18 protein-coding genes are annotated in these 19,839 nt (G+C 64.2%); 9 read left to right on the top strand and 9 right to left on the bottom strand.

What is annotated here, in order from left to right:
• Positions 1–261 precede the first annotated feature (261 nt).
• Positions 262–1,341, top strand: coding sequence for a LacI family DNA-binding transcriptional regulator (locus QRN52_RS04290; RefSeq protein WP_284751537.1), 1,080 nt, complete (start codon positions 262–264; stop codon positions 1,339–1,341).
• Positions 1,342–1,363: 22 nt separating this feature from the next.
• Here the strand turns inward: QRN52_RS04290 and QRN52_RS04295 are convergent, their stop codons facing one another.
• Genes QRN52_RS04295 through xylA form a run of 3 tightly spaced genes read right to left on the bottom strand, consistent with a single transcriptional unit; the run spans position 1,364 to position 5,136 of the window.
• Positions 1,364–2,449, bottom strand: coding sequence for a Gfo/Idh/MocA family protein (locus tag QRN52_RS04295; RefSeq protein ID WP_502869688.1), 1,086 nt, complete (start codon positions 2,447–2,449; stop codon positions 1,364–1,366).
• A complete protein-coding gene (gene xylB / locus QRN52_RS04300) occupies positions 2,424–3,926 on the bottom strand; it encodes a xylulokinase (RefSeq protein ID WP_284751570.1) in 1,503 nt (500 codons plus the stop codon). The genes QRN52_RS04295 and xylB overlap by 26 nt, the downstream gene beginning before the upstream one ends.
• 19 nt (positions 3,927–3,945) lie before the next feature.
• Positions 3,946–5,136 (bottom strand): xylose isomerase, encoded by a 1,191-nt coding sequence (xylA, locus tag QRN52_RS04305; RefSeq protein ID WP_284751538.1) that lies wholly within the window; start codon positions 5,134–5,136, stop codon positions 3,946–3,948.
• A gap of 149 nt (positions 5,137–5,285) precedes the next feature.
• On the opposite strand from xylA, the gene QRN52_RS04310 reads away from it, so the two are divergent.
• From QRN52_RS04310 to QRN52_RS04320, 3 genes are read left to right on the top strand one after another with little or no spacing between them, the layout of a single operon-like run.
• The gene (locus tag QRN52_RS04310; protein ID WP_502869689.1) at positions 5,286–6,605 is read left to right on the top strand and encodes an FAD-binding protein; all 1,320 of its coding nucleotides are present in this window, start codon (positions 5,286–5,288) and stop codon (positions 6,603–6,605) included.
• A gap of 10 nt (positions 6,606–6,615) precedes the next feature.
• A complete protein-coding gene (locus QRN52_RS04315) occupies positions 6,616–7,842 on the top strand; it encodes an ROK family protein (protein ID WP_284751540.1) in 1,227 nt (408 codons plus the stop codon).
• Between the two features lie 10 nt (positions 7,843–7,852).
• Positions 7,853–8,791: an aldose 1-epimerase family protein gene (locus tag QRN52_RS04320; RefSeq protein WP_284751541.1), complete on the top strand. Its 939-nt coding sequence runs from the start codon at positions 7,853–7,855 to the stop codon at positions 8,789–8,791.
• 3 nt (positions 8,792–8,794) lie between these two features.
• On the opposite strand, the gene QRN52_RS04325 is transcribed toward QRN52_RS04320, so the two are convergent.
• From QRN52_RS04325 to chcC2, 5 genes are all read right to left on the bottom strand, one after another.
• Entirely contained in the window at positions 8,795–9,118 is a 324-nt protein-coding gene (locus QRN52_RS04325; RefSeq protein WP_284751542.1) for a 2Fe-2S iron-sulfur cluster-binding protein, read from the bottom strand.
• 10 nt (positions 9,119–9,128) lie between these two features.
• Positions 9,129–10,385: an NAD(P)/FAD-dependent oxidoreductase gene (locus QRN52_RS04330; protein ID WP_284751543.1), complete on the bottom strand. Its 1,257-nt coding sequence runs from the start codon at positions 10,383–10,385 to the stop codon at positions 9,129–9,131.
• A complete protein-coding gene (locus tag QRN52_RS04335) occupies positions 10,378–11,556 on the bottom strand; it encodes a cytochrome P450 (RefSeq protein ID WP_284751544.1) in 1,179 nt (392 codons plus the stop codon). The genes QRN52_RS04330 and QRN52_RS04335 overlap by 8 nt, the downstream gene beginning before the upstream one ends.
• A 190-nt stretch (positions 11,557–11,746) precedes the next feature.
• Positions 11,747–12,517 carry an IclR family transcriptional regulator gene (locus QRN52_RS04340; protein ID WP_284751545.1) on the bottom strand — a complete coding sequence of 257 codons (771 nt, stop codon included), beginning with the start codon at positions 12,515–12,517 and terminating at the stop codon, positions 11,747–11,749.
• Between the two features lie 71 nt (positions 12,518–12,588).
• A complete protein-coding gene (gene chcC2, locus QRN52_RS04345) occupies positions 12,589–14,307 on the bottom strand; it encodes a 4-oxocyclohex-2-ene-1-carboxylate 5-dehydrogenase (protein ID WP_284751546.1) in 1,719 nt (572 codons plus the stop codon).
• A gap of 139 nt (positions 14,308–14,446) precedes the next feature.
• Between chcC2 and QRN52_RS04350 the strand changes: the two genes are divergently transcribed.
• From QRN52_RS04350 to QRN52_RS04370, 5 genes are all read left to right on the top strand, one after another.
• Entirely contained in the window at positions 14,447–15,232 is a 786-nt protein-coding gene (locus QRN52_RS04350) for an IclR family transcriptional regulator (protein WP_284751547.1), read from the top strand.
• Between the two features lie 109 nt (positions 15,233–15,341).
• The gene (locus QRN52_RS04355) at positions 15,342–16,103 is read left to right on the top strand and encodes an SDR family NAD(P)-dependent oxidoreductase (protein ID WP_284751548.1); all 762 of its coding nucleotides are present in this window, start codon (positions 15,342–15,344) and stop codon (positions 16,101–16,103) included.
• Positions 16,104–16,149: 46 nt separating this feature from the next.
• Positions 16,150–17,823 (top strand): 4-oxocyclohexanecarboxylate 2-dehydrogenase, encoded by a 1,674-nt coding sequence (gene chcC1 / locus QRN52_RS04360; RefSeq protein WP_284751549.1) that lies wholly within the window; start codon positions 16,150–16,152, stop codon positions 17,821–17,823.
• 1 nt (position 17,824) lies between these two features.
• Positions 17,825–18,130 carry a Dabb family protein gene (locus tag QRN52_RS04365; protein ID WP_284751550.1) on the top strand — a complete coding sequence of 102 codons (306 nt, stop codon included), beginning with the start codon at positions 17,825–17,827 and terminating at the stop codon, positions 18,128–18,130.
• A gap of 9 nt (positions 18,131–18,139) precedes the next feature.
• Complete coding sequence (locus QRN52_RS04370) at positions 18,140–18,310, top strand: hypothetical protein (RefSeq protein ID WP_284751551.1); 171 nt, start codon at positions 18,140–18,142, stop codon at positions 18,308–18,310.
• 338 nt (positions 18,311–18,648) lie between these two features.
• On the opposite strand, the gene QRN52_RS04375 is transcribed toward QRN52_RS04370, so the two are convergent.
• On the bottom strand, positions 18,649–19,836 hold the full coding sequence (locus QRN52_RS04375; RefSeq protein WP_284751552.1) for a 4-hydroxybenzoate 3-monooxygenase: 1,188 nt from the start codon (positions 19,834–19,836) through the stop codon (positions 18,649–18,651).
• Positions 19,837–19,839: the final 3 nt, after the last annotated feature.

The following is a 19,839-nucleotide window of genomic DNA, read 5'->3' on the forward strand; positions in this document are numbered from 1 at the left end:
CGTCCCTCCCGGCAATGCCGGCACCGGGGTGCTGATCCAACGAATCACGGGAACCTCTCCATCGAGTAGAAAACGTTGCTTGCTAATTGAAGCGCTTCATCTGGATTCAGAATAGAGGTGCTATGTGATGTGCGTCAATAGATTTTGAAACGATTTAATTCAGATCTCGCCGGACTTCGCTGGGCTTGACCGTGTCAGCGCGGCCTTCTATCCTTGCTTGAAGCCATAAATGAAGCGCTTTAGGATTGAGGGGCGAACCGCGTGACTAGTCAGACCGCAGACGGGGGCCGGGCTCCCAGCATGCAGGACGTCGCGCGCCTTGCCGGAGTGTCACTTGGGACCGTCTCGCATGCGTTGAACAAGCCGGAGAAGGTCTCGGCACGTTCGCTCCAGAAGGTGCTCGCCGCCGTCGAGCAGCTTGGCTTCGTCCCGAACAGCGCTGCCCGTTCGCTCGCGGCAGGCAGCAGCAGTACCGTCGGCTTGGTCCTCACCGACATCGACAACTCACTCTTCGTCGACATTGCCAGGGGCGCCGAAGACGAGGCCCGCACCTCGGGCCACGCCCTCCTGCTGGCCAACAGCGACATCGACTTCAAGCGCCAGGAGTCGTACCTGGACATCTTCGACGAGGCGCGGGTGGCGGGCATCCTGTTCACGCCTTTGAACGCAAGCCTGGAAGGTGTCGACCGGGTCCGGCGGCACGGACGCCGGATCGTCCTGGTCAACTACGCCGGCGGCCGTCAGGACTGCTGCGCAGTCCTCTCGGACGAGGAGTATGGCGGTTACATGGCCGCACGGCACCTCCTTGAACTCGGCCGCCGCCGTCTGCTGTTCGCCGGCGGCCCCGAGGAGTTCCACGCCATCAAGGAGCGGCGCAACGGCGCCCTCCGGGCCGTGATGGAGGCCGGCAATGCCACCCTCGAGATCATCCCCTCCCGTCGCCTCAAGAGCGATGAAGGACGCAAAATCGCCGCCGAAGTGACCGGCCGAGCTGCGGACCGCGTGCCGGACGGAATCCTTTCGCCCTCAGACCGCATCGCGGCAGGGGTCATCCACGAACTCATGGCAAGAGGCCTGCGCGTGCCCGAAGACGTCGCCGTCATCGGCTACGACAACAACCACTTCGCCACCGAAGTCGCGATCTCCATGTCCACCGTGGCCCAGGACGGACACAGCATGGGCGCCGAGGCAATAAATCTCCTCCTCGACGAGATCCGGAATCCCGACCACGAACACCGCGTCCTGACGCTCAAGCCCCGCCTCATCCTCCGCGAGAGCACTTTAGGGCCAAGCGGAAGGCCTGTCCCGGAAGAAGACGGCCGGCTGCCGCTCGAAGCCTGACCCGGCCAGCACTCCTTCGCACCTAGTCCGCCGAGTAGCTGATTCCCGCTTGGCTGCGTGCTTCGTCCAGCAGGGACATGGTGGTCAAGGTATCCGCCAACGGCATAGTGGGGCTCTCGAGCAGGCCCTGCTGCAGGCAGCGGATCACTTCCCGCAGCTGGTAGGTGTAGCCGTGGCCGACCGGGGTGAATTTCTCCACCCGCTGCTCACCGGAGCTCGAGGTAATGGTCAACTCGGTCGGATTGAAGAGCGGTGCGTTGCATCGGAGCATCCCCTTGGTGCCGCATACCGTGGCCGTTTGTGGTGTTGCCGCGGTCAACGAGGTCATGGCCTGGACCTGGGCTCCGGAGGAATAGGTCAGCGTCAGTGCTGTTTCGGAATCCACTCCGCCATCGGTGAGATGTGCCGTGGCCGTGATGGACTGGGGGCGGCCGAGGCTAAAAAGCGCCCAGGTCAGGGGATACACCCCAACGTCCATCAGGGCGCCTCCCCCGTCTTCGCGCCTCCATAGCCGGGAATCGGGCCGATCAGGCGCCGGAAATCCGAGATCAGCCTGCAACCACCGGACCTCGCCGAGTTCACCGGATGCGATGATTTCAGCTGCCCGTTGCACGCTGGGCAGGAACCGGGTCCATACGGCCTCCATCAGGAACAGGCTTTTCTCCCGGGCCAGGCTGACCAGATCCGCTGCTTCACGGGCGCTGATGGTCAACGGTTTCTCGCACAACACGTGCTTCCCGGCTTCAAGGGCAGCCCTCGTCACCGCATAGTGCCTCGTGTGCGGCGTTGCCACATAGACAACATCTACCGCAGGATCCTGGAGCAGACGCTGGTATCCCGGAAGCCCGCCGTCGTCGCCATAGGCGCCCTGGAAACCGTGCTCGGCGGCAAACGCCTCCGCGTTTTCCTGGGTCCGGGAACTCACAGACTGCAGGACGGCGTCGGGCAGGAGCGCGAGGTCCTGCACGACGGTCGACGCGATCCGTCCGGTGGAAATGACTCCCCACCGGACGGGATCGCCCGATGCAGGCACCGGGTCCTGGTTCACGGAATCCAGAAGCGGTGTCCTGACGAGCAGCGGTTCAGTTGCCGGTGTCAACGCGGGCACTGGCCTTCCTGTAGTTCCGGCCGATCGAGGCACGGAAGTCCGGCTCGGGTATGGCATCCAGGGCCACGGACCAATCCGGGCGGTGGCCTGCGAGCGCCCACGCCGCCTGGACGGCCGCCCCTCGGGCAACGTATTCGCCAGGACTCGGGACAACCACAGGGAGGTCGAACACCTGCGCCGCAACAAGTTGCACGGCAGGATTCTGTACTGCGCCCCCGATCAACAGCAATCGCTCCGCCCGAACACCCTGGTCACGCAGCGCGTCCAGGCCTCCGGCGAGTCCACAAAGCATGCCTTCGATGGCGGCCCGGGCGATATTCGGCCGGGTGGTGGAGGCAATGCTGAGGCCGTGGAAACTGGCCTTCGCGTGAGGCAGATTGGGAGTCCGTTCCCCTTCGAAGTACGGCACCAGCACCACGCCTCCCGAGCCAGGCTCGGCTTCAAGGGCGAGCCTGGACAGCTCGTCGAAGTCGACGTCGAGCACCGCGGCAACCGAACTGAGCACTCGGGCGGCGTTCAGGGTCACCGCGATGGGCAAATACTCACCGCTCGCATCGGCGAAGCCCGCCACGGTCCCGCTCGCATCGTGCCCGGGTGAAGAGTCGACGGCGAACACTGTACCGCTGGTACCCACGGACACCACGACGTCGCCGGGTTTGGCTCCGAGCCCAAGCGCCGCTGCGGCGTTGTCCCCCGCCCCGACGCCGAGCACGATCCCGCCCTCGACAGCACTGCTTGCGCTAGTACCCCCGAAACACGCCGGGTGCACACGCCCTGCGGTTTCGCCCGGGCCCAGCACGCGGGGCACGACGACGACGCCGGGCGCCGCCGTCGCTGACCCGCCCGAGGCTTCCCGTGCGTCCTGGCCGAACGCCAGCTTGAACAAGTCCAGATCGTAGCGTCCGGTCAGCGGGCTCCAGTAGCCGGTGCCGCTGGCATCCGAACGGTCAGTGGTGAGTTCGTCCAGGTCTGGCCCCAGCGGGCTTGAGCCCGCTGGACCGTAACCGCGGAGACGCCACGTGAGCCAGTCGTGGGGGAGCGCGACGGCGGCCACCTTGGCCATGCTTTCGGGCTCGTGGTCCCTGATCCAGCGGATCTTCGTGATCGTAAATGAAGCCACCGGCACCAGCCCGGTCCGCTGGGCGAAGTCCTCCGCCCCTACTTCTGCGGTGAGATCCTCCGCGGATCCGGCGGAGCGGGTGTCGTTCCACAACAACGCCGGCCGCACCACATTGCCCTCGCGGTCCAGCAGCACCATGCCGTGCTGCTGGCCCCCTACGGACAGTGCGCTGACATTGGTCAGGCCGCCGGCGTCGTCGAACGCTTCAGACAGCGCCCGCCACCACTCGTCCGGATGGACCTCCGTCCCGTCCGGGTGGCTCGCTCGCCCCGAACGGACAAGCTCACCGCTTTCCGCGTCCAGGACCACCACTTTGCAGCTTTGAGTAGAGGAATCAACCCCGGCAACAAGGTTCAAGGAAGCAGTGGCCACGGGATCAGCGTGCTCCGAGAAGGTGCTCGATGAAGAGCTGCTGGAGCTTCACGAATCCGAAGCCCTTGCCGCCGAAGTAGGCGTCGACGTCGAAGTCCTCGTACGCGGACTTGTCCGCACGCAACTGCTCGTAGCCTTCGCCCGGATTCAGGGTGGGCTCGTTGATTTCAGCCACCCGTGATGCCTGGAGGGCTTCCTGGACCTCAGGGTCGGCACGGAATGCCTTGGCGCGCTCCTTGAGCAGCAAGTAGGTCTGCATGTTCGCGGCCGCAGAGTCCCACACGCCATCGATGTCCTCGGTGCGGCTGGGCTTGTAGTCGAAGTGGCGCGGGCCCTGGTAGGAGGGGCCGCCGTCGGGACCGCCGTTTTCGAGCAAGTCCACCAGGGAGAAAGCGTTCTGCAGGTCACCGTGGCCGAACACCAGGTCCTGGTCGAACTTGATGCTGCGCTGGCCGTTGAGGTCGATGTGGAAGAGCTTGCCCTGGTACAGGGCCTGGGCGATGCCGTGCGTGAAGTTCAGCCCGGCCATCTGCTCGTGGCCGGTCTCGGGGTTGATGCCTACGAGTTCGGGACGTTCCAGGGTTTCGATGAAGGCAAGGGCGTGGCCCAGGGTGGGGAGGAGGATGTCGCCGCGGGGTTCGTTCGGCTTCGGTTCGATCGCGAAGCGGATGTTGTAGCCCTTGTCCGTGACGTAGTCGCCCAGCAGGTTGACGGCCTCGCGGTAGCGCTCGAGGGCCCCGCGGATGTCCTTGGCGGCGTCGTACTCGCTGCCTTCGCGTCCGCCCCACATGACGAAAGTTTCGGCGCCGAGTTCAGCGGCGAGATCGATGTTGTCCAGCACCTTGCGCAGGGCGAAGCGGCGGACGCCGCGATCGTTGCTCGTGAAGCCGCCGTCCTTGAAGACGGGGTGGCTGAACAGGTTGGTGGTGACCATGGGAACGATCATCCCCGTGGCCTTGAGCGCTCCCTGCAACCGGTCGATCTCGCGCTGGCGATCGGCAGCCGAGCAGCCGAAGGGGAACAGGTCGTTGTCGTGAAAAGTGATGCCGTAGGCGCCAAGGTCGCTAAGCCGGTTGACGGCTTCCACGGTGTCCAAGGGAGGGCGGGTGGCGGAACCGAATTGGTCCTGCGCCTCCCAACCCACGGTCCAAAGGCCGAACGAGAACTTGTCTTCACGGGTGGGCTGAATCGTCATTGAGTGCTCCGGGTAGTCGATGTGGAGTTTGTTTCGCTATCCAACATATTACGAATCTCCGTGATGTCAACCACTTGGAGCAAGCAAGATTTTTCATCCCCCCGGCGAAAAAGTCCTAAAAGATCTAGCGCCCGGCCGACCCAGCCGTTATGTTTGGGTGGACATCAAATAAGGCCGTAGAGCCTCGAACGAAGGATTCAACCGTGACTGATCAGCTGGTGGCGGAACGCAACTGGGCAGGAAACTACAGCTACCAGGCACCGCAGCTCGCCCATCCCGCCAGCGTGGAGGAGCTCCAGGGACTCGTGGCAGGCGCCAAGAAGATCCGCGCGCTGGGCTCCCGGCATTCCTTCAACTCCATCGCGGACACGGACGGCACGCTCGTGGTGCTGGACCAGCTGGAACCCGGCATCACTGTGGATCCGGCGAACATGACCGTCACCGTGAGCGGCGGCACGCGTTACGGAACCCTGGCGGCAGAACTCCAGCGCCAAGGCTTCGCCCTTCACAACCTCGCATCGCTCCCGCACATTTCGGTGGCAGGGGCTGTCGCCACCGCCACGCACGGCTCCGGTGACGCCAACGGCAACCTGGCCACCGCCGTCGCCGGTCTGGAACTCGTCACGGCGGACGGCAGTATCCTCAGTGTGCGCCGCGGCGACAAGGATTTCGATGGGATGGTGGTGGGACTCGGCGCACTCGGCATCGTCACCAAACTGACCCTGGACATCCAGCCAAGCTTCGACGTCGCCCAGAGCGTCTTCGAAAACCTCAACTGGGATCTCGTCCTGGAAAACTTCGACCAGATAACCTCCTCGGCCTATAGCGTCAGCCTGTTCACTGATTGGAGCGGGGAGACAGTGGGCCAAGCGTGGCTCAAGAGGCGCAGCGGCGATCCGGCACCGGCAATCTCGGATTTCTTCGGTGGCACCCCGGCAACGGAAGCCCGGCACCCCCTTCCCGGCGTATCGGGCAGCAACTGCACGCAGCAGCTCGGCATTGCCGGGCCGTGGTCCGACAGGCTGGCCCATTTCAGGATGGAATTCACTCCCAGCCAAGGTGACGAGCTGCAAAGCGAGTACCTCATCCCCCGCGAGCACGCAGTGGACGCCCTCCGCACGATGCGCAGGCTCTCCGACGTCGTGACTCCCCTGCTGCTGGTCGGCGAAATCCGCACGGTGGCGGCGGACCAGCTCTGGCTGAGCGCCAACTGCGGCCGCGACGGCATCGGTTTGCACTTCACCTGGCGCCAGGACCAGCCGGCGGTCGAAGCAATCCTGCCGCTGCTTGAGGCGGAACTGGCTCCGTTCGCGGCGAGGCCGCACTGGGGCAAGCTGTTCGACGCCGGTGCTGCCGCCGTCGCGCCCTTGTACCCTCGCTTCAACGACTTCATCGCCCTGGCTGAGCGCCTGGATCCTTCCGGAAAGTTCCGCAACGACTTCCTGGACCGAACGGTGTTTGGGAGCTGATATTGTCGCGATGATGCCCTCCCCCACCCGAAATCCCGTCACCGCCAGCGAGCCCGATCCTTCGCGGCGGAACAACCTGGCGCTGCTGACCTCCCTTGTCCATCACAACGGCGTACTCAGCCGTGCGCAGCTGACGAAACGCACGGGCCTGAACCGGTCCACGGTAGGGGCGTTGATAGGGCAACTCGTGAACTTAGAAGTGGTGTATGAGGCGGCGCCCTCCGGTGAAGCGCAGGTCGGCAGGCCCAGCCCGATCGTCCACCCGCGGCCCTCGATAGCTGCCCTTGCTGTCAACCCGGAGATCGATGCGGTCACCATCGGCCTTGTCGGCCTCGGCGGGAAGGTCCAGAAGAAGATCCGTTTCGACACCGAGCGGATCCCGACGGCCAAGGAAGCCGTGAACATCGCCGCCGCAGTGATCGAGGGAATGCGGTCCGAGCTCGATACCTCGTACCGGGTGATGGGCGTGGGTATCGCGGTGCCCGGGCTCGTCAACCGCGACGACGGCGTAGTCCGGCATGCCCCGCATCTGGGCTGGCGCGATGAGCCGGTGGCCCGCATGCTCGGCGAGGCCACCGGCTACCCATGCCACGCGGCCAACGACGCATCGCTGGGCGCCGAAGGCGAGCTCCTCTTCGGGGCAGGTGCGGGGCAGAAGAACCTGATCTTCCTCAACGGTGGCGCCAGCGGTATCGGCGGCGGAATCATCGCTGATGGGGAGTTGCTTCGCGGAACATCCGGCTACGCCGGGGAACTTGGACATACCTTTGTCCGCTCGTCCGGCAAACCTTGCCATTGCGGGGCCACGGGCTGCCTTGAAACCGAAGTCTCCCAGTCACCGCTTTTTGAACTCGCCGGGATCGGTGGCGGGGATGCCGGTGAACTTGAGCAAGCGCTTCGCCAGAACAGCAGCGAGGCCGTGGACACGGAAGTTGCACGCCAGCTCGAGTATCTTGGCATCGCATTGCGGAATGCGGTGAACACTTTCAACCCGGAAGCGATCGTCCTGGATGGCTTCCTCGGCATCTTGCACGCGCTGTCTCCCGGGACGCTGGTCAGCTCGCTCCAATCCCAAGCGATGGACGGCCCGGCCGGTCAGGTAAAGATCTACCGGGCTGCCCTCGGCTCGGATCTGATGATGATTGGAGCCGCCGAACTGGCCTTCACGCAATTCCTCGCGGATCCCGCCGGCGCCTTAGCTGCGCTTCCCCTTAGTAAGGTCGACTATGTCCACTGACAGTTCGCCCATGGGCGAACACTTTGAACTCACTGCAAGCATTGGCGGGCGCATCCAGCGCGCCGTCGTCACGGAAATCGCCGCCAGCCTGCGGGAGCTCGACGTCGACGGCGTCGCCCTCATCCAGGACTATCCCGCCGGCGCCAAACCACCGTGGTGCGCGGGCTGGGTCCTGGTCCCGTGGCCCAACCGGGTGGCTGGCGGCACATGGAGCTACGACGGCGTCGTCCAGCAACTCGACATCACCGAGCCGGAAAACGGCAATGCCTTGCACGGATTGCTGACGCACTCTCCCTACGGGGTCAGCGCCCACACCACGGACAGCATCACGCTCGACGCCGGGATCTCGCCACAGCCGGGGTACCCCTTCGAACTGTCGACGTCCGTCCGCTACCGACTCGTTGAGGACGGCCTATTCGTCACACACCGCTTGGAAAATACCGGAACCCGGTCCGCACCCGTCGCGCTTGGCACGCATCCTTTCCTCAAACTGGGCAGCGTGCCCACGGAAGAACTCACCCTCTACATCAACGCCGATACCCACATCGAGGTGGACGAACGCCTCAACCCAAGCGGAATCACCACGGACGTCGCCGGAACCAGGAACGACTTCCGCATGGGCCAGCTGGTTGGCTCAGTTGACCTCGACGACGCCTGGAGCGACGTCCGCCGTGAGGAGGACGGAAGCTCGCTGCACTATCTCGAAGCGCCAGACGGCAGCCAAGTGCAAATGTCCATGGATGCCTCCTTCGGCTACGTCCAGGCCTTCACCACCACGGACTTCGCCACCGACGGCGGCATGGTGACTGCCGTCGCGGTTGAACCCATGACGGCGCCCGCCGATGCCTTCAACAGTGGCGAAGGCCTGCGCTGGCTCGAACCCGGGGAGGCCTGGGAAGCCAGCTGGGGCATCCGGTACAAACTGCCCGGACAGAGCCAGCGCTCCTAGCGCCTACCCCTCAGGCGCCAGCGTGACTGTGGCGCCGTCGAGATTCTGGCTGAAGTCGACCTGGCAGGAGAGCCTGGAGCCGAATTCCTGGTAGCCCTCGGCTTCGACGAGCAGTTCGAGTTCATCCTCGCTGCGTTCAGACAAGTTTTCGAACACGTCCTTTTCCAGGAACACGTGGCAGGTTGCGCAGGATGCGGTGCCGCCGCAGGAGGCCAGTACCGGAAGGTCGTTGTCCCGGAGGGCCTCCATGAGGGTCTGGTCCGGCTCCCACTCAAGGTCGTGGGTGGCGCCTTCACGGTCGACGACGGTTACTTTGTTGTTGCTCATGGTGGGTCCTTTAATACGAGGGCTGCAATGCAGCGCCAGTCAATGGAATGCTGGGGTCCGCGGCGAGCGCGGGATCGATTGCCGCCGCCTGGGCGATGAGTTTCTTGGCCGGGCGGAAGTCACTGAGGCCTCCCACGGTGTCGACGGCGGAAAGCCGCCCCTTCCGCAGATAGACCACCGAGAACTTTCCGTCCGCGGGCGTTCCCCGCACGATGATGTCGTCGTCGGGGTGCCGCACACCCGCGGTCTGCAGGCGGACGCCGTGCTGAACGGTCCGGAACCAGGGAATCTCGGGCTCCGAGGGCGTTTGGCCGGTGATGTGCGCGGCCACGCTGTCCGCTTGGGCCATCGCGTTCTGGATGCACTCAAGCCGCTGGCTTTGGCCGTCGATTCTGCTCGTGAAGCGGGTGACGTCGCCAGCGGCGTAGATTTCCGGCTCTGAGGTGCGGCCGTGGTCGTCCACCAAGATTCCGTCCTTGCAGTTCAGCCCGGCAGCTTCGGCGATCTCCTGGTTGGGGACCACGCCGATTCCGGCGAGGACGACGTCGGCGGGGAACCGGGCGCCGTCGGCCGTCTGTACTTGCTCGGCCCGGCCTACTCCCTCGATGGCGGTGACCGCGGCGCCGAAGACGAAGCGGACACCCTTTTCTCGGTGGATATTCTCGAAGAAGCAGGAAACGGGAGCCGAGGTAACCCTGCTCATGACCCGGTCCTGGAACTCGAGGACCGTGACTTGGCAGCCCCGCGCAGCCGCGGCGGCTGCGACTTCCAAGCCGATGTAGCCGGCACCGATGATCGCAACGCGGGCGTCTGCGACCAGGACGCGCTTGAGTTCGAGCGCGTCGTCCTTGGTCCTCAAAGCCAAGACACCTGGGAGATCGGCGCCGGGAACGGTCAAGGCCCGGGCCCGTGAACCGGTGGCAATCACGAGGCGGTGGTAGGCGTGGCGGCTGCCGTCGGAGAGGATGACAGCTTTGCCAGAACGGTCGATGGACTCGACACTGAGTCCTCCCAGCCGTTCAATGCCCTTGTCCAGGAAGAACTTTTCCTTGCGCAGTAACGTGGATTCGTCAGGGGCGCCAGCCTTCAGGAGTTCCTTCGACAGCGGTGGGCGCTCGTACGGCGTCTCCTTTTCGGCGTCGAGCAGCAGGATGCGGCCGCGCCACCCCCGGGTGCGGAGTCCCGCCGCAACCGCGACGCCGGAATGGCCGGCACCGATGATGACCACGGGCTGCTGGTGCTCATTCGGGATCTGCTGCTCAGGCATTGAACTTCTCCAGTTTCACGTGCAGGTGTTCCGGGCCCGAGTTCGTGAGGTTGTTTCCGCGAACGTACTCAATCGGCTTGTCCTGATCGAGGATCAGGGCACCCAGTTTCTGCGCCAGGATTTCGATCGTCACTAGGGTTTCCAGCCGGGCCAAGGGGGCTCCGAGGCAGCTGTGCACGCCGTGGCCGAAGCCCAAGTGGCCGTCGTTGTTACGGTCGATGTCGAACGTCTCGCCGTCGGGATACTTGGCGCTGTCCCGGTTGGCCGCGGCCGGCAGGAGTCGGACGATGGCTCCGGCAGGCAGGGTTATCCCGGCGACTTCGACTTCCTCAGTGGTGATGCGGCTGACGCGCTGCACTGTCCCCCGGTAGCGGGCCAACTCCTCGAGGAAGAGGTTTGCGTCCTCGGGACGCTCGCGGATCCGGTCCAGCAATTCAGGATGTTCGCTGAAGAGCCTGAAGGCGTTCGCGAGCAGGATCGTCGTCGTGTCGTGTCCAGCAACGAAGACGAACGCGCACAATTCCTTGGCCTCCTTCTCGCTGAGTAGTCCTTCCTTCCATATCCTCGCGATGTGGCCGCCCACGGACTCGCTCTCCTCGCGGTAGAGGCGTTCCATGGTGTCCTTCAGGTAGGCGAAGAACTCGAAGGTGCTTTGTTCATCCGTGCCGGTCCCCTCCGCATTGCGGGCGAGCCTGCCGAAGTAGCTGAACGTCTCGTCGGACCAGAACTTCATCTTCTCGAAGTCCGCGGCGGGCACATCAAGGAGGGCACTGATGGTGGACATGCTCAGTGGAATGGCGTAGTCGTCCACGGCGTCCCCGCCTCCGGCAGCGATCATGGGATCGAGGTATTTTTGCGCATTTTCCCGGACCCGCTCCTCGAAGCGGGCAATGGCTTTCGGAGTGAAGGCCTGCGCCACTACTTGGCGTAGGCGGGTGTGGTTCGGAGCATCGAACAGGGTCAAGAAGGTCAACGGAACCGGGTCCACCACTTGGGAGGAGAAGACCTTGGGTGCCCGCATCGCTTTGCGGACGTCGTCGTACCGGGAGATGAACCAGACGTCGGAGACCGGCGAGTAAGCCCGAAGGACGGGAGCGTTCTCCCGCATCCATTCATAGTGCGCGTAGGGATCTCCTTGCGATCCATCGTCGACCACTTTGAACGGGGCCATTCCTTCCGGCCAGTCCAATTCATGGGAATACGGAGGCAGCACAGTTGGTCCGCTGGTTTTTTCTGTGATGGGAGCAGACATCATGGTCCTTCTTTCCGGGGATAGTGATCCGTGTCTCGTACACAATGACGACGGCGGCCCGCCCCCGCCCACAGGACTTCCGTTCATCGGCCCAAGTTGCCGAAAACCGTCAGCGGCGCGGCGAAGACGTGACGGATTTCAGGGCGCGGGAAATGCCATGCGCAGCCGTCAGCAGCGCAGGAACCGTGTATGGAATGTCCGCTTCGTCCCGCGGAACAATCGCGTTCAATGCCGCGGCAATTTCGTTGTTGGCCCCGAAGACCGGCACGGCGATGCCTGTCCATTCGGTGACGCCGATTCCGGGGAGGGCAACGTAGCCGCGCTGCCGGATCTCCGCCAGGTGCTTCCGGATCAGCAAGGGATCCGTGATCGTCTCAGGAGTCACCTTCGCCAGTGGGGCAGAGAGTACCTCGTCCTGGAAGGCTGGCGGAGAATACGCGAGCAAAACCAGGCCGGAGGATGCCGCGTGAATGGGCATTCTTTGGGCGATGTGCGCCGCGTTGAGCTTGGAATCCGGCGATGACAGACGCTCAACGTACAGCACGGCGCCTTGGTTCAACACCGCCAGGGTGGTGTGCTGGTGGACCGTCGCCTGGACATCCTCCATGAACGGAAGTGCCAACTCCTGGAGGTTCAGGGCCCGTGAAGCGCGCGCAGCGAGCTCCCACATCCGCAGCCCCGGCCGCAAATCGCCGTCGGGAAGCCTTTCAATGAGGCCGTGCAGGACCAAGTCTTCAAGCAGCCGGCGGGTGGTGGTCAGCGGCAGGTCCGCCCGGCGCGCAAGGCCGGACAGCGTCATGCTCGGCAAATCCCGGTCAAACGCACTCAAAAGACGCACCACCCGGCTGATCACGGATTCACCTGTTGGGGAATTCGCCATAGTGAAATTCTCCTACGTGACGCCCGCGGGCGGCAGCGCCAGGACCGCAGCGCCCGCGGGCGGCCGTGTCCTCAGCTCGCAGCGATCCGGGATATCCCACGCTCCGCAGCGAGCTTGGCAATGTCGCGGCCAGCCCTGTATCCGAACACCAGGGCCGGGCCGATGTGCGAGCCGTAGCCCGGGTAACCGCCGCCGAAAACGCTGACCGCCGCCGCTCCGACGGCGATCAGGCCGGGAACAGGGGCGCCTTCGGCCGTCACCACCTCGGAGCGTTCATTGACACCGATTCCGGCAAAAGTACCCAGGTCACCCATCTGGATCTTCGCGGCGTAGTACGGCCCCTGGCCGACCGGAGCGAGGTTCGGGTTCGGTAGGTGTTCCATGTCGCCCCGGAAATGGTTGTACAGGGTGGAGCCGCGGCCAAAGGCCGGATCCTCGCCACGCTCTGCCGCGGGGTTGAATTCGGCTACGGTCGCCTTTAGGCCCTCGGCGTCGATGCCGAGCTTGCCCGCGAGCTCCTCAAGGGTGTTCCCCTTGACCAAATATCCGGTCCGGTAGAAATAGCCGCGCGGCATGGGCCAGGGCTTGGCGTACCCGATGCCGTACTTGTGCACGGTCTTGGCATCGCCGATCACGTAGCCGAACGTCTTGTCCTCGCCCTTGTTATGCGCGATCATCGCCCCGCCGAAGTCGTGATAGCTCAGCGCCTCGTTTCCGAAGCGCTTGCCATGGCGGTCGACGGCGATCAGGCCCGGGAGCCCGATGGCGCGCAGGTGCGGGAAAAGTCGCTGGGCGCCATTGAGGTACTTGAAAACCGTCACCGGCGCCCAGGATCCCACGCTGAACACGGAGTCGTCGATGCGGCCGCCGGCGCTGATCGCCAGGTTTGCAGCATCTCCGCCGTGGCCGAGGGTCGGCGTGAAGTGGTCGTCGCCGTCGACGTCGTGAGGGAAGTACTCTTGCCGCAACTTCTTATTGCCCGAGAATCCGCCCGCAGCCAGGACGACCCCCATCCGGGCTGTCACGGTAGCGGCATGTTCACCGCCGATGACCACCCCGGTGATGGCGCCGTCGTCGCCACGGGTGAGTGAAAGCGCGGGCGAGGCATTCCACAAACGCACTCCCAAATCATCGGCGCTCTTGACCATCCGCGTCATCAGGGCGTTCCCGTTGGACCGCAGGATGGGACGCTTGTAGCGGGCCGCGTCGAACCACGTGCGCAACAGCTTCTTCGCGACATAGACGAAGGACTTGATCGATTGGTTGACGTGGAAGAACTCGTTGATGTCCGGCCCAACCTGCGGCATGTAGCCGAACACGGTGTAGGAACTCATGTACGGCTGCATCAGGAGCCGCTTGTCCCCCAGAACCCTCGCGTCAACGTCCCGCGGAAGGATCGCACGGCCCGAAAGCTTCGCTCCGGGCAGGTCCATCTGGTAGTCCGGGGCCTTCTCCGGATACGTGAATTTCACCTCGGTCTCATTCTCGAAGAAGGAGATCGCTTCGGGAACGGTATCCAGGAAGTCGCGGACCCCTGCTTCGTTGAAAGTCTCCGGGGCGAGGTTCCTCAAGTAGGTTTCCGCATCCTCGCGGGTATCTCCTTGCTCCAGGCCCTGCTTGTTCCCAGGGACCCAGGCCCAACCGGCGGAAATAGCAGTGGTACCGCCGAAGTACCGGTCCTTCTCGGCAACAATCACGTTCAGCCCCTGGGCAGCGGCCTTCAGCGCCGCGGCCATTCCGGCGACGCCCGAGCCAATAACCAGGACATCACATACAACGGTCTTACTCACGGTTCTTGCTCCATTCCATCGGCTGCCCGCTGCCCGCTTCGGTGCGGCCAGCCGGCAGATTGCCAGGCTTCAGGACATACCTTGGACGGGTGGACGGGGAGCATGATTACCATTGAGTGGGAATCCTTCAGGAGGAACTGTGGCCAACTCGGCATCGGGCGAATCGATCATCAGGCGGTTCATCACGATCATCAGCGCCTTCGACGACAAACACACATCCATGAGCGTGGCCGAACTTGGCCGCCGTACCGGGCTTCCCGTCACCACAACGTACCGGCTGGTCGACGAACTTCTGCTCGAGCGGCTCCTTGAGCGCGACCCGAAGGGGAACATCCAGCTCGGAACCCGGATGTGGGAGCTCGCGTCCCGAGGATCCAAGACGCTCGGCCTGCGGGAAGCGGCACTGCCATTCATGGAGGATGTGCAATCGGTGGTCCAGCACAGCACCACCCTCGGCGTGTTGGATTCGGACGAGGTCCTGTATATCGAACGGCTCGGCAGCACCTCCACCATCGTGGACATCACCAAGATCGCGGGCCGCCTTCCCGTGCATGCGACGTCGTCCGGAATGGTGCTCCTAGCTCATTCTCCCTCCGCCTACCAGGACATGATCCTGTCCCGCCCCCTCACCAAGTACACCGAAACAACCCTCACCGACCCCGCTGCCCTGCGCCGCCACTTGGCCGAGATCAGGCAACGCGGTTTCGCAGCCATGCCCGGGGTGATCGTGCCCGAATCCAGCGGCATAGCCGTCCCCGTCTATGGCTCGGACAGTACGGTGGTGGCCGCCCTCAGCGTGGTGGTGCCGCGGGACGAGGAAAACACCGCCGCCCGCGTGCCCGTCCTCATGACCGCCGCCCGCGGTATCTCCCGGGCCTTGGGCTGGCGCGGCAAACTCAAGGGCACCCTCCGGCAAAGCCACTAAGGATAGATTTTCCGTTCATCGGCAATCCCGTGGTTCCCGTCACAGCTCCCCTGCGACTCTGCTAAGACGCAGCAAGAGGCCGCACTGTCGCGGCAGGAGGAGCACCACAATGAACCACACACCACACCGCGTGGGCGGGAAGACCGCCGTCGTAACCGGCGGACGCGGGGACCTCGGAAGCGCCACCGCGGCGCTCCTCGCCCAGCACGGGGCAAAGGTCGCGAGCCTTGACGTGGCGGGAATTCCTGCCGCGGTCAGTCATCAAAGCATCAAAGAGTACGACGTCGATGTCACTAGCGAGGACAGCGTTGCCGAAGCGATCCGGCGGGTAAGCGACGACCTCGGCGCTCCCGACATCCTGGTCAATGCCGCCGGAATCATCGGCCCGGCCGGGGCATCCCACACTGCCTCGGTGCCGGATTTCGACCTCATTTTCAACGTCAACGTCAAGGGCGTCTGGCTCATGACCAAGCACGTGGTCCCGGGAATGATCGGCAAGGGGGCCGGCAGCATCATCAACTTCTCGTCCATCCACGGCATCACCGGCGGCAGGAACGTGCCGCTCTACCACGCAACCAAGGGCGCGGTCCGGCTCCTCAGCAAATCCGACGCAGCGGCCTACGGCGCGTACGGAATCCGGGTGAACTCCATCCATCCGGGCTCGATGAACACCCGCATGAGCCGCCGCTCCGCCGAGCAATCCGACATAGGGCCCGAGGCCTACTACAAGCAGTTGGTGGGCTCCAATCCCCTGCCCCGGCAAGGCGAGCCCAATGAGATCGCCTACGGCGTGCTGTACCTGGCCTCGGACGAATCCCGATTCACCACGGGTTCGGAACTCGTGATCGACGGCGGCTACACCGCCGTCTGATCGTCGCGGCGACACCTCGAACAGAACCTCTTCGAAAGGCAACAAAATGAAATTCGTCCATGGGACCGAGTCGGACAACTACGACGTCGTCGTTGTCGGCTCCGGCGCCGGGGCCCTTACCGCGGCGGCCACGGCCGCGCGCGCTGGGAAGTCCGTCGTCGTCCTCGAAAAAAGCGGCCTGCTGGGCGGTACCTCCGCGGTGTCCGGCGGAATGCTGTGGGTAGCAGACAACCATCACGCCCGCGACGCCGGAATCACCGATTCGAAAGAGGCCGCGGCCGAGTATGTGCGAGCCGTAGCACGCGGCCGCGGCAGCGCCGAACTCCTCGATGCCGCCCTGAACTATGGTGACCAGATGCTCCGCTTTGTCGAGGAGCAGTGCGGACTTCGCTTCATCTTCCTCGACAACTTCCCGGACTACCGCCAGGACCTGCCCGGCGCCGTGGAAGGCGGCCGCACCGTGGAGCCGCAGTTGTTCAACAAGCGCGACGCGCTCGGCACTTTGAGCGACCACGTCCGCACCGATGGGCGCGCGCCCTTCACGATGCAGGAATATGAAACCTGGGGCGCCTTCACCAAGTTTCCTTGGGAGGAGCTGAACCGCCGCCAAGGTGACGGACTGGTCGCCAAGGGTCAGGCTCTCGTGTCGATGCTGCTCGCCAGCCTAGTGCGCGACGGCGCCGCTCTCGCCACCGGCGCGCGAGGGCACCGGCTCCTTACGGACGAAAGCCGGGTGACCGGCGTCGAGCTCGAATCCGGAGAGCAGATCCACGCGAACGACGCCGTGGTCCTCGCCACGGGCGGTTTCGAATGGGACAAGGCGCTGGCGGACTCGATGCTCGCATCGCGGCTGTACACGATGTGCTCGCCCCCTTCGAACACGGGCGATGGCCTGCGAATGGCCCAGCGCATCGGCAGCCAGACCCGAGGCACCCGCGAAGCATGGTGGGCGCCGATGTCGATCACCGGCGACACCCGCGACGGACAGACCATCGGGACCCTTCTTCGCTTCGAGCGGCAAGGCCCGGGATCCATCATGGTGAACCGCCACGGCCGACGCTTCGCCAACGAATCACAGAACTACAACGACCTTGCCCGCTGCCTCCAGTCGTGGGACTCCCCCAGGAACCAGACCCTGAACACTCCCGCGCACGTGATGGTCGACCACACCTACATGGAGTCCTACGGCATCCTGTCCCACCGCGTCGGCCAGCCTACGCCCAGCTACCTCATCGAGGCACCGACCCTGGAGGAGCTCGCTGCGAAGATCAACGTTCCCGCCGAGAACCTGACGGCAACGGTGGCCCGTTTCAACGAGTTCGCCGTCAAAGGCGAGGATCCGGACTTCGGCCGGGGCGAAAGCGCCTACGACAAGTACTGGGGCGACGACGACAGTCCGTGGCCCAACCCATCGTTGGGACCGCTGCAGACCGGGCCGTTCTACGCGATGGAAGTGGTCAACGGAGCCTTCGGAACCAACGGAGGCGTCGCCACGGACGGGCTCGCCAGGGTCCTCGACGTCGACAACCAGCCCATTCCCGGTTTGTTCGCAGCGGGCAACACCACCGAGAACGCCTACGCCGCCGGGTACCCGGGCGCCGGTGCTACCCTCGGACCGATCATGACCATGGGCTACATTGCGGGGCGGACGATTGCAGGCGAGGACCTGGAATATGCGCCCGTCGTGTCAGAGGCCGTCCCGGAAACGGTGGGAGCCTGACATGATCCGACATACCGTACTCTTCAAATTCAAGCCCGGCTTCCCGCCTGAGGACAAGCAGAGCTGGATTGATGGCCTCAACGCCATGAGGGGCAACATCCCCGGCATGGTGAGCCTGACCCATGGCCCGGACGTCCTCAAGCAAGAGCGCTCGTTCGATTACGCCATTGTGGCTGATTTCGAAAAGGTCGAGGACATCGCGGTCTACAACACGCACCCGCTCCACGAACCGCTCAAGTCGTATTCGTTCCCCAACAGCGAGCAGATACTGTCAGTGGATTTCGCGCTGGCGGATTTCGCGTCTTAGGGATTTTCCATGGACCACCAGGAAGGAGCCGACGTGTCCGCAGAAATGGACCACCCAACGTTGAATTGGCAAGGAAACCCTGAGCAGGACGCCGGCAGCGAGGAACTCATGTCCGCACCCTGGCTGGGCCTCCACTATCGGATCGAACCTGTATGGACGGCAAGGCCCGCCCAGCTTTAGTGAGTGAGCGTCCGCAAGAACACGCACAAACCTGAGCGAGCGTCCGGTCTGCGTGTCAGGCCGGACGCTCGCTCAGGTATATGGCCGCAAACCCCGACCCTCGCTCACCTATAACGCCAAAATTTGAAACCCTCGTGCAGAAGACCAAGGGGCCACCCGGATAAACCGGGCGGCCCCTTCGCGACGCGCAAACGGCTGGCTGACACGGAGAAGGCCTGACGACTCGCGGATATGGGCCGCGCCAGAGAATTTCTGCGTCATCAGGCCTTCGGCGCGTCGCCAGTCATGAATGAAGAAGCACGACGGCGGCACCCACGCCGGGTGCCGCCGTCGAACTGCTACTTCCCCGTCGGCCATCCCGTGTACGACTCGGCAAGGTACGCCCGCGCGTGCCGGGAGGAGACCACGGAGTGGAGCTCGCCGAGCTGGCGGGCACGGCCGAAGTCGTCCGAGCCGGGAACGGTGTGCAGCATGGACGTCATCCAGTACGAGAAGTGCTGGGCCTTCCAGACGCGTTCCAGGGCGCGGTCGCTGTAGGACTCAAGCAGCTCGCCGGAGCCATTTGCGTAGAACGAATCGAGGCCTTCGAAGAGAACTTTGACGTCGTGGAGGGCCAGGTTCAGCCCCTTGGCACCCGTCGGTGGAACCGTGTGGGCGGCGTCGCCTGCTAGGAACAGGTTTCCGTAGCGCATCGGCGTGTGGACGAAGCTGCGGAACGGCAGGACCATCTTCTCGAGGACCGGCCCCTCCTTGAGTTCAAAACCGTTTCCGTTGACGCGCTTGCGGAATTCGGACCAGATGCGCTCGTCGTCCCAATCGGCCACGTTTTCCTTGGGATCGCACTGGAAGTACATGCGCTGCACGTTCTCCGTGCGCTGGCTGATCAGGGCGAAGCCGTTCTCGGAGTTGGCGTAAATCAGTTCGTCCGAGCTGCGCGGGGCCTGGGCGAGGATGCCGAACCAGGCGAAGGGGTATTCGTGGAAGTACCACTTGCGGTTGGCCTCGGGGATCTGGAAGCGGCAATGGCTGCGTGAACCATCGGCGCCCACTAGGAAATCCGCCTGGATCTCGAATTCCTGGCCCTCGGCGTCGGTGAACCAGACTTTCGGTTTGCCTTCGAGGTCGTGGATGGTGGTGTCCGTGACGCTGTACCGGACGTCGCCGCCGTCGTCATTGCGCCGTGCAGCGAGGTCAAGGAAGACGTCCGTCTGCGGGTAGAGCCAGACCGATTCTCCCACGAGCTCCTTGAAGTCGATCCGGTGGCTTTCGCCGTTGAAGCGCAGTTCGATACCGTCGTGCCTGTCGCCCTCGCGCAGCACGCGGTCGGAAACACCGCTTTCCACGAGCAAGTTCACGGAGCCGTGTTCCAGGATGCCCGCGCGGACGGTCTCGGCTATCTGTTGGTGGCTGCGGACCTCGATGACGGTGGATTCGATCCCCGACTTCGCGAGCAGGTGGGAGAGCATGAGGCCGGCCGGGCCCGCGCCCATAATGGCCACTTGGGTGGTGATGATCTTACGTGCCATGGT

The organism is Arthrobacter sp. efr-133-R2A-120, assembly GCF_030209835.1.
In the GTDB taxonomy this organism is placed as follows: Bacteria; Actinomycetota; Actinomycetes; order Actinomycetales; family Micrococcaceae; genus Arthrobacter.

Coding starts and splice junctions, on each gene's coding strand:
- xylA (WP_284751538.1), bottom strand. CDS start 5,136: ATGACGATTCAGCCCACCCGTGAAGACAAGTTCTCGTTCGGCCTTTGG.
- QRN52_RS04310 (WP_502869689.1), top strand. CDS start 5,286: ATGTTTGGGTGGACATCAAATAAGGCCGTAGAGCCTCGAACGAAGGAT.
- QRN52_RS04315 (WP_284751540.1), top strand. CDS start 6,616: ATGATGCCCTCCCCCACCCGAAATCCCGTCACCGCCAGCGAGCCCGAT.
- QRN52_RS04320 (WP_284751541.1), top strand. CDS start 7,853: ATGGGCGAACACTTTGAACTCACTGCAAGCATTGGCGGGCGCATCCAG.
- QRN52_RS04325 (WP_284751542.1), bottom strand. CDS start 9,118: ATGAGCAACAACAAAGTAACCGTCGTCGACCGTGAAGGCGCCACCCAC.
- QRN52_RS04330 (WP_284751543.1), bottom strand. CDS start 10,385: ATGCCTGAGCAGCAGATCCCGAATGAGCACCAGCAGCCCGTGGTCATC.
- QRN52_RS04335 (WP_284751544.1), bottom strand. CDS start 11,556: ATGGCCCCGTTCAAAGTGGTCGACGATGGATCGCAAGGAGATCCCTAC.
- QRN52_RS04340 (WP_284751545.1), bottom strand. CDS start 12,517: ATGGCGAATTCCCCAACAGGTGAATCCGTGATCAGCCGGGTGGTGCGT.
- QRN52_RS04355 (WP_284751548.1), top strand. CDS start 15,342: ATGAACCACACACCACACCGCGTGGGCGGGAAGACCGCCGTCGTAACC.
- chcC1 (WP_284751549.1), top strand. CDS start 16,150: ATGAAATTCGTCCATGGGACCGAGTCGGACAACTACGACGTCGTCGTT.
- QRN52_RS04365 (WP_284751550.1), top strand. CDS start 17,825: ATGATCCGACATACCGTACTCTTCAAATTCAAGCCCGGCTTCCCGCCT.
- QRN52_RS04370 (WP_284751551.1), top strand. CDS start 18,140: ATGGACCACCAGGAAGGAGCCGACGTGTCCGCAGAAATGGACCACCCA.
- QRN52_RS04375 (WP_284751552.1), bottom strand. CDS start 19,836: ATGGCACGTAAGATCATCACCACCCAAGTGGCCATTATGGGCGCGGGC.